This window comes from Roseisalinus antarcticus (assembly GCF_900172355.1).
Classification (GTDB): domain Bacteria; phylum Pseudomonadota; class Alphaproteobacteria; order Rhodobacterales; family Rhodobacteraceae; genus Oceanicola; species Oceanicola antarcticus_A.
The window spans coordinates 1-8,018 of the sequence record NZ_FWFZ01000065.1 but is presented as its reverse complement, the minus strand read 5'-3'; the positions used below and the strand labels follow the sequence as shown (position 1 = coordinate 8,018).

Genomic DNA, 8,018 nt, shown 5'->3' with positions numbered 1-8,018 from the left:
GTCTCGATGGCCCAGAGCAGAATGGCGATGGCGTCGGCCTCGTTGTCGTCGGCCGGGCTGAACCCACGGGCGCGGGCCGCGTCGATCATTGCCTGCTTGTTGGCGTTGCCGCGACCGGTGGCATATTTTTTGATCGTGCCAACGGGTACGCCTTGATAGGGAACGCCGCGCAATTCCGCCCAACTGGTCAGCACACCAAGCAGTCCACCAAAGACGTGGGCTGCGTCGGTGCCTGCGTGGCGGCGCACTTCCTCGAACCAGATCGTCGCGATCGGGCCAGACAGCCGGTCCAGCTCGGTCAGCCAGTTGGTGAAGCGCAGATACCGCATGCCGCCGCCATCGAAGCGGCCGGGCCTGAACGATGCTGTTCCGCTGGTGATCAGCCCGTCATGGCCGCGCAGCGCCCAGCCGGTCGTGGTGCCGAGATCGAGCGCAAGGATGGTGCGCGCGGGCTCAGGCGGCATGGGCGTTTTCGGGGTTGCGCCGAGGTTGGCGTCGGCGAGAGTCGTATCAGCCATGGGTGGTCTCCTTTTCTGGTTGGCTGCTCGGGTGGAAGACGACGGCGGTTGATGCTTGGCGGTACCGGCCGCCGTCGTCGGATTTGAACGGGCCCGTCGCGCGGCGGGCCGGTAGCGGGCGGACGCATCATTCGAGCACCTCCCTGAGCCAGTCAGGCACCAGGTCGGGGCTGTGTGAGGAGGGCAAATCTGCCTCACACCCATCCTCACACCCATAAGTCTCTGATTTTATGGGCCTGTGTGAGGAATGTGAGGAATGTGAGGTGTTTTCCGGCCTCTCCTTCGCGTGTGCGCGCGTGCCCGCATGCGTAAGGGTACGGGAATTTACCTCACACACCTCACACCCTTCCGTTTTCTGTTGCGTATCCAATGGCTTGGATGTGTGAGGTGCGACGTTTTTATCCTCACACCCCTCCTCACACACCTCACACCCTGCTGAAGGAGATTGGCGCGAGCGGTCCGCGGTGAGCGTCAGAACCCAGCGTTGCGAGCGCCGCAGCATCCTGCTGAACTTCAATTGCAGCTTCCGCCCATCCACATCGAAAACACGGTCTCGCATCCGACTGATCCCACGACCGAGTTCTGCCGTGTCGACAGTCTTGCCCGGGCGGCCCACCGGGAGCTTCGGGTCTGCGACTATCGCGAGGTCAAGCACATCGTTTGCTCCCACCTCTGCGGTCCCGAACCGGTCCCACCAGCTTGCGATGAACCCGTTCCACGCGGCCCCCTCGTTATCGGACGCTTCCATCATCTCCTCGAGATTTCCGAGAAAGCCGGGGATGCCGGCGGTTTCGAGCACGCCGCCGACGATCTGCGCCCAGTTCTCGTAGGAGCCGATGGTCTTCTTGCCGCGCGGCTTGCCGGCGGCGATCCAAGCCTGGCACAGCGTCAGGCAGGCCGCGACAAGCCGGGCGCGATTGGCGCGCACCCAGACCATGAGATCGGGATGGCGGAACCCGCCGCGTTGCCAGGGGCGTTCGATATTGGCATCGAGCCGGATGCGCACGAGGCGGCGCGCCATCTCGTTGGAGAACTCGGGGTTGTTGCCGGTCGCGATCCAGAGGCAGCGGATCGGCAGCCGGGTCATTTCCGAGACCCCGAGCACACGATCCTCCCAGAAGGGGGCGGTGAGGGCCGCGGCAACGGCCGCGCTGTCGAGCTTGGCACGCAGGTTGTCGATCAGGATGATCGAGGGGATCTGGCGCAGCTTGGCGGTGACGCGCTTGCGCCATTCCTCATCGTCGCGCCCCTCGGTCATGACACTGGCACCGGTGCCGGTCAGGATCGTGGCGATCGCATCTACCATCAGTGTGGCGCCGGTGCCGGGCGTGGGCTTTTCGATCAGGTGCAGCGGCGTCGGCCCGTCGATCATGCCACGCAGGAAGCCGAGCAGCAGGAGGGCCACGACATGCGCGCGCTCGGCCTCGCCGGTGAAGGGGAAGTCGCCGAGCAGGTCCTTGCAGATCAGCCTGCGCGCGGCCGCGATATCCTCTGCACCCGGTCGGGTAGGGATCTCCGGCACGGTGAACCCGGGCGCGGGCACGTAGAGCAACCGTGCGTCCGGGTGGTATCCTGGCGTGGTGATCAGCGTGCCGGTGCGCCCGAAGACCGGCGTGTTGACGATACCGGTGAGCACCGGCAGCGCCGGATCGGGCGTGGCCAGCACGGATTTGACGACCGCGACGGGCGGCGGCGCAGGCAGCAATTCGCCCTTCGAAGTTTCGCGCACCCAGCGGGCCAGCCGCGCCAGCATGTGGCGCAGGCGTTCCTCGTTGAGCATGGTGGCCACCGGGCGCCCCTCGTCGTCGGGGACCACCCATGTGGGCTGGCCTGCGAAGCGATAGACCCATGGCGTGCGATTGGAGGCCATGATCACGCTCCAGGCCTGGGAGACCGAACGGCCCAGATCGCCTTCGTCGGCGCGCAGGGTGGGCATGGCCTCGCCGCTGCCCTGATAATTGACCGGCCGGTGCTGGCCGATCTGCAGGACCGCCTCGGTCTCGGTGACGGCCTCCGCGTCCTCGATCAGGGCGGCGACGGCCTTGGCCCCGTCGCGCAACAACAGGTCGTTGAAGTCCTGCCCTTCCTCCGGTGGGATCGCGATGGCGACATCGCGCCCCTGCGCCCGCAAGCGCCGGGCGGCGGCTTCGGCGGCCCGCAGACCGGCGCCGGAGACGTCATGGTCGGCGAGGATCAGCACGCGCTGTGCGGCGGGAGGCAAATCGATCTGTTCGAGACCGGAGGTCGACAGCGTCGCCCATACCGCCAGGTCCGGACAGGCGGTCATCACGGCGAGCCCGGTCTCGATGCCCTCTGACAGCGCCAGCCGGTCGCCATTCCCGAGCTGTGCGAGCTGCACGGCGCCACCGGCCACGCGCCCGAGCATCATCTTCGGCTTGGTGACCGGCGCCTTGCGCACTTCGTTGCCGGCTTCAACGATGTAGGTACGGTGCAGCCCGATCACATCGCCGCTGCGATCGCGCACCTGGCCGAGAAGCGCCGGATAGCCGGTCTTCGTCTCCCAATGCGTCAGATCGGAATGAAACAGCAGATCGGGCGCGTCCGGCAGCGCAAGGCCGCGGGCCTGCAGATAGGCCGCGGCTGAGGTGCCGGTGATGGGCACGGCTTTCGACAGGATATGCGCGATGTCCTGGGACGCGTCGCGCTTTGGCGCGGGTTTGGCTGCGGGGGCCTGGCGCGCGGGGGCACCGGACTGAACGCCGGCCATCTCCGCCGCCTCGACGATCAGGTCCCGCCCATCGAGCCCCGTTGCCGCCTCGATGGCACTGATCGGCCCGCCGCCCTCATTGCCATCAAAGTCGATCCAGTCCCCGGCATGCGGCCCGCGCAGGGTGATGACGCAGGAGCCGGTATTGCGCGGTGCGTCGCCGCGGATATTGGCCAGCCGCCATTCGTCGCCAACACGGCGTCCATTTGGGAACAGCCGCGGCACCCAATGCTCCGCCGTCTCGCGCAGACGCTGGACGATCAGGTCCAGATCGTAGCGTTCCGGTTGCGGCCGCGACGGCATGGCGTCGTTGAGATCGATCACGGTGGCACTCATGCGTGGCCTCCTTCAGGCAAGGATCAGCAGGCCGTGTTCGGCCCGGGTGATTGCGGTGTAGAGCCAGCGTTTGCGGTCCTCGGCGGTGTGCCCGAAGCCGTCATCCACGACGATCACGGTGGGGTACTGGCTTCCCTGGCTCTTGTGGCAGGTGATCGCGTAGCCCCAGCTGGACTGGATCAGCCCGCGGCACGCCATCCATTCGCGGCGATGGCGGTCGGGATCGAAGCGCACATGGTCGTCGAATTCCCCGCGCCAGAAATCCTGCGCGCCCGAGATGCAGGTGCCGTCCTCGGTGCGCACTGTGGCGCGAAACGCCCGGTCGTTGCGGGGATGCGCCTGCACGTCCGACAGATGCAGGAACATGCCGTTGATCAGCCCAAGATCATGGCGATTGCGCAGACAGATGATCTTTTCGCCGGCCCCTGCGGGATAATCGGCCTCGAACCCGGCAGCGCCCTTCATCGCGGTGTTGAGCCGCCGCCGCGTGGCGTGCGTGCCGCAGATCACCTGGCCGCCTTGCAGCATCTGCGCCGGGCTCACCTCGTGGCGCGACATCTTCCAGACCTGATCGTCGAACGCGCCGAAGGGAATGTCGCGGCCCTCGCGCGCGAGGGTGGCCAGCTGCAGGATCGGGCTCTCGGCGGCCTGCCGATACACCTCGGTGAGCATCACGTCAGGTGTGGCCTCGGTGAAAAAACCGGTATCCTTCACGGGCGGCAGCTGGCCCGGATCGCCCAGCACCAAGATCGGCTTGCCGAAGGCCATGAGGTCCTGTGCCATGTCCGTGCCCACCATCGAGACCTCGTCGAGCACGAGCAGGTCCGCATCGCGCAGGGCGGATTGCGTGTTCAGCACGAAGCGCGGTTCATGGATGTGATCGAGCCTGAACTTCAGCTGTCTGATCTGGGTCTCGGCAAAGCTGCGCTCAGCCACGCCCATGCGCGGCAGGTCGCGCTCCAGCGCCGCCAGTTCCTCGGTCACGCGGGCGATTTCGTCGGGTGTGGCCTCGGAGAAGCGATAGATAAGGCTGTGAATCGTCTGGGCCGGCGTGCCCTTCTGCGTCATCACATGGACGGCCTTGCCGGTGAAGGCGGCGAAGATCACGCCGCCCAGACCGCCGGGCGTCATCGGCCGGAGGCCGAGCGCCTCGATCGCCATGGCGGTGATGGTGGTCTTTCCGACCCCTGCGTAGCCGAACACCCGGAACACCTGCTGCGCGTGGGTGCGGTGCAGATACCAGTCGCGGATGGCGGCAATGGCGCGCGTTTGCGCCTCCGAAAGCGTGAGACTCATGCGTGACCCTCCGACCAGCACCGGGCGCTGAAGGGGCAGAACCGGCAGAGATAAAAATCGGCATGAACGGCGATGCGTGGCAGCAGATCGCCCGCGTCCGCGGCGCGCAGCACGTCCACCGCCTTGTCCGACAGCGCCTGCGCGGCGCCTGGGTCGAACGGCACATGCTCGTGGTAAAGCTCGCAGCTGTCCTTGTTCAGCGCGGTGAAGAGCGCGGAGGCTAGGCCCATATAAGCCATGTAGATCTGCAACTGGCCGTAATAGACGGGCTTCGAGATCTGCACACCCTTCTTCGCCGTGTCGGACCAGGATGAGGCCTTCAGCGCCTTGTGTTCCCAGAGCACCGGCCAGGTGAGCCCCATCTCCGGGCCACTGACGATCACGCCATCGACATGACCGCGAATGCGCCCGCCTGCCGTCTCGAAGCCAAACTGGCCGCCGTCGCGCCTTTCGGTGCGCAGGTCGAACCCCGCTGTGCGCAGCCAGCGGATGGCGAGATCCTCGAACACGTGACCGGCCTTGAAGATGCGCAGCGTGCGCCCCTCGAATTCCTTGCCCGGATCGACCGGTGTCCTGGTGAATTCATAGACGAGGCGGCGCGCGCAGGGCTCGCCGATGCGGCTGGCGCCGAGATAGTCGCGCGGGCGCTGCGTGTCGCGCTCCGCAACAAGTGCTGCGTCGATGCGGCTGTTGATCCGCGCCCCGAGGGGCTCGGGCTCCGAAGCCTCACGCCCATAGACGAAGCCGGATTTGTGGTTGAGGTCGAGCATGCTGGTCTCCGGCTCAAAAAGGAATTTCGCCGGCATCGGACTGGCGCCGCATCGAGGCCTGAAAGCCCTCGACGCAGGCCTCGATCAGGCAGTCGATGTCCTCGGCCGGCCGGTCGAAGAAGGGCTCCATCAGGTCCATTTCGGTGAGCGCTTCAGCGAGGTTGCGGCGCGCCTCAAAGATCGCGCGGGCTTCCATGTCGGTCTTGTCGATCATTCCGTGGTTTCTCCTGGCGATGGCGCTGCCCGCTGTGAGGCAGGCCATCGAGCAAAATCGGTGGTGGGGATGGCGGTCCCATCGCAATTGGTGACAGTAGCCGAAGCCGTGCGCTTCCCGTCCGCAGAGCGCGCAGGGCACACGGCGGGCGAGGTCAGCGCGCGTCACCCCATAAGCAGAAGGTCCAGCTTTGCGCGTTCCTCCGGGTCGGGCGCCTCCGTCCGACGCTCCGAGGCCAGTAAGATGAAGCGGCCGATCGCGTTTGATGCCATGCATTCGAGATCCTTTCGCGTGAGGCCGGCGATGGGGCGGTCGAGCCGCCCCCGCGCCTCGAGCCAGCGCCCCATCGCGAGCGCCGCCTCCGTGGTGACATGCGCCTGCCATTCGTCCGGGCTCACGGGTTCAACCAGGCCGGGCCCTGCGACGGCTGAGAACCGTGCGACGGCTGTGGGCCGCTCTCTGGTTGCGGCGCTTGCGTGGGCTGCGTGGCCGGCTGTTGCGTCGAGGCCGGTGTAGTCCAGGCCGGTGCGGTTGGCGCGGCAGCGGGTTGCGACTGACCCCATGCCGGGGCAGCGGGCTGCGCCGGAGCGGCAGCGGGCCGCGGCTTCTGGGACGGCTGCGTGGGCACCGCTTCGCCCGACATGACCTTCTGCCACTCGGGCGCCGTCGGCAGCACCACATGGTCGAGCTTGTTGGCATCCTTGTAGGCGGGGTTCCGGTTCGCCTCGATCTGGATCTTCGCGACAAAGGTGATCCCGTCGAGATCGGCCAGCCCGCGCAGCATGCGCTTGGCCTTGGCGCCCTCGCTCATGTCCTCGGGGTTGAGCCCAAGCGCGCTGTCGATCATGGCCCGGAACTGGCTCTTGGAGATTTTCCAGCCGATCGACTGGCCCTGCTCGTCGAGCTTGCCGCCCTGCACGGTGAAGTTCTGCCAGAACTTACGCCGGGCAAACCGGCCCTCGGCCACGGTGAACTCGGCATCCACCATCAGCACATCGCTGCCCGGCTGGTTCGAGGGTTTCAGCAGCCCGCGATCCACCTCGCTCATCCCGTCCGTGCCGCCCTTGCGGATGGACATGGTCACCTTGGCGAAGGTGCCGTCCGGGATCAGGTCGCCGGATTGCTGCGGTGCGACGTCGTTCATGTCGAAGGTCATGGGGATTATCCTTTCGGGGTTTGGTTGATCTTGGTGAGAAGCGCGCCGAGATCGGCGGGTTCGGTCAGGTCGAGACGGCCCGAGCGATCCTTGGCGGGCAGGCCCCAGGGGTTGGCGGACTGGCAGACGAGGCGGCGCGCGGTGCCCTTGTCGGGATCATGACGCCAGCTGCGCGCGCCCTCCGCGCCCTCTTCCTGCGTGAAGAGGTCGAGCGTCATGACCTGATCGACGATGCCCGGCAGTTCGCGCGCGGCCTTGCCGCCTTCCATCTGCGGCTGGAACGTCACCCTGTTCATGTCGTCGACGACCTTCTCGAGGATGCCGACGAAGATGACGGTGCGCCCCGGCGCATGCTGAAGATGCTTCAGCAGGCCGATGACCTCGCGCGCCAGAAGCCCGTAGGCGCCGCGTGTGTCGGGTTTCCCGGTGCGGTCCGACAGCGCCTCGGGTCGGGTCTTGGCCCATGCCATCGCCTGGCGCGTCAGATCGGTGATGCTGTCGACGAAGACGATGCGCTTGGTGTCGAGCCGCGCGGCTAGCTCGGGATGCAGCCCGCGCAGGTGCGCATGATGGGCCTCGGAGAAATGCTCTTCCGGTTGGGCCGCCGGGTTTGCGCCACCGATCAGGCAGGCGATATCGACCGCATCGGCAAAGCGACGGATCGAGATGCTGTCGCCTTTCCAGCCCTGCACCGATTTGAGACCCGCTTCAAAGTCGAGGCAGACGGTTTGCTCCTCGGGCATGGTGGTCAGGAGGGTCGTCTTGCCACCCCCGCTCGGGCCAAAGATCGCCATGGTGGTCTTGCCCTGCGCCTCGCGCAGGCGCTCATCGGCGGTGAGAATGCGCAGGCTCATTGATCGCCTCCCTGAGAGAGAAGCTCGACCTTGAGCGTGCCGGTGCGCACGGTCCGCGCGGGCTCGAAGCCTTTCCGGATCGCGTCGGGCCAGGCCGCGTATTTGCGCTCCGGCACCTTGATGGCGATGTCGACATATTGTGCGGG

At 66.7% G+C, this 8,018-nt stretch carries 8 protein-coding genes; all 8 read right to left on the bottom strand.

The window, feature by feature from the left end; all coding sequences use genetic code 11:
- Window positions 1–518, bottom strand: a 518-nt coding sequence (locus ROA7023_RS22460; protein WP_442475996.1) for a crossover junction endodeoxyribonuclease RuvC, incomplete at its 3' end; no start/stop codon positions are given.
- Window positions 519–645: 127 nt separating this feature from the next.
- The gene (locus ROA7023_RS22455; RefSeq protein ID WP_200812580.1) at window positions 646–3,582 is read right to left on the bottom strand and encodes a DUF7146 domain-containing protein; all 2,937 of its coding nucleotides are present in this window, start codon (window positions 3,580–3,582) and stop codon (window positions 646–648) included.
- A 12-nt stretch (window positions 3,583–3,594) separates the two neighbouring features.
- Window positions 3,595–4,878, bottom strand: coding sequence for an ATP-dependent DNA helicase (locus ROA7023_RS22450; protein WP_085881206.1), 1,284 nt, complete (start codon window positions 4,876–4,878; stop codon window positions 3,595–3,597).
- Complete coding sequence (locus ROA7023_RS22445) at window positions 4,875–5,648, bottom strand: hypothetical protein (RefSeq protein ID WP_085881205.1); 774 nt, start codon at window positions 5,646–5,648, stop codon at window positions 4,875–4,877. Before ROA7023_RS22445 ends, ROA7023_RS22450 begins: the two co-directional genes overlap by 4 nt.
- Window positions 5,649–5,661: 13 nt before the next feature.
- Window positions 5,662–5,862, bottom strand: coding sequence for a DUF6511 domain-containing protein (locus tag ROA7023_RS22440; RefSeq protein WP_234992414.1), 201 nt, complete (start codon window positions 5,860–5,862; stop codon window positions 5,662–5,664).
- Window positions 5,863–6,026: 164 nt separating this feature from the next.
- Window positions 6,027–6,260, bottom strand: a complete 234-nt coding sequence (locus ROA7023_RS22435) for a hypothetical protein (protein ID WP_085881204.1) — start codon at window positions 6,258–6,260, stop codon at window positions 6,027–6,029.
- Window positions 6,257–7,018 carry a hypothetical protein gene (locus ROA7023_RS22430; RefSeq protein WP_085881203.1) on the bottom strand — a complete coding sequence of 254 codons (762 nt, stop codon included), beginning with the start codon at window positions 7,016–7,018 and terminating at the stop codon, window positions 6,257–6,259. The genes ROA7023_RS22435 and ROA7023_RS22430 overlap by 4 nt, the downstream gene beginning before the upstream one ends.
- A gap of 5 nt (window positions 7,019–7,023) precedes the next feature.
- Window positions 7,024–7,872, bottom strand: a complete 849-nt coding sequence (locus ROA7023_RS22425; protein WP_050664378.1) for an ATP-binding protein — start codon at window positions 7,870–7,872, stop codon at window positions 7,024–7,026.
- Between the last annotated feature and the right edge of the window lie 146 nt (window positions 7,873–8,018).

Excerpts from the sequence above, each read along its gene's own strand:
- ROA7023_RS22455 (WP_200812580.1), bottom strand. The coding sequence starts at position 3,582 with ATGAGTGCCACCGTGATCGATCTCAACGACGCCATGCCGTCGCGGCCG.
- ROA7023_RS22425 (WP_050664378.1), bottom strand. The coding sequence starts at position 7,872 with ATGAGCCTGCGCATTCTCACCGCCGATGAGCGCCTGCGCGAGGCGCAG.
- ROA7023_RS22440 (WP_234992414.1), bottom strand. The coding sequence starts at position 5,862 with ATGATCGACAAGACCGACATGGAAGCCCGCGCGATCTTTGAGGCGCGC.
- ROA7023_RS22450 (WP_085881206.1), bottom strand. The coding sequence starts at position 4,878 with ATGAGTCTCACGCTTTCGGAGGCGCAAACGCGCGCCATTGCCGCCATC.
- ROA7023_RS22445 (WP_085881205.1), bottom strand. The coding sequence starts at position 5,648 with ATGCTCGACCTCAACCACAAATCCGGCTTCGTCTATGGGCGTGAGGCT.
- ROA7023_RS22430 (WP_085881203.1), bottom strand. The coding sequence starts at position 7,018 with ATGACCTTCGACATGAACGACGTCGCACCGCAGCAATCCGGCGACCTG.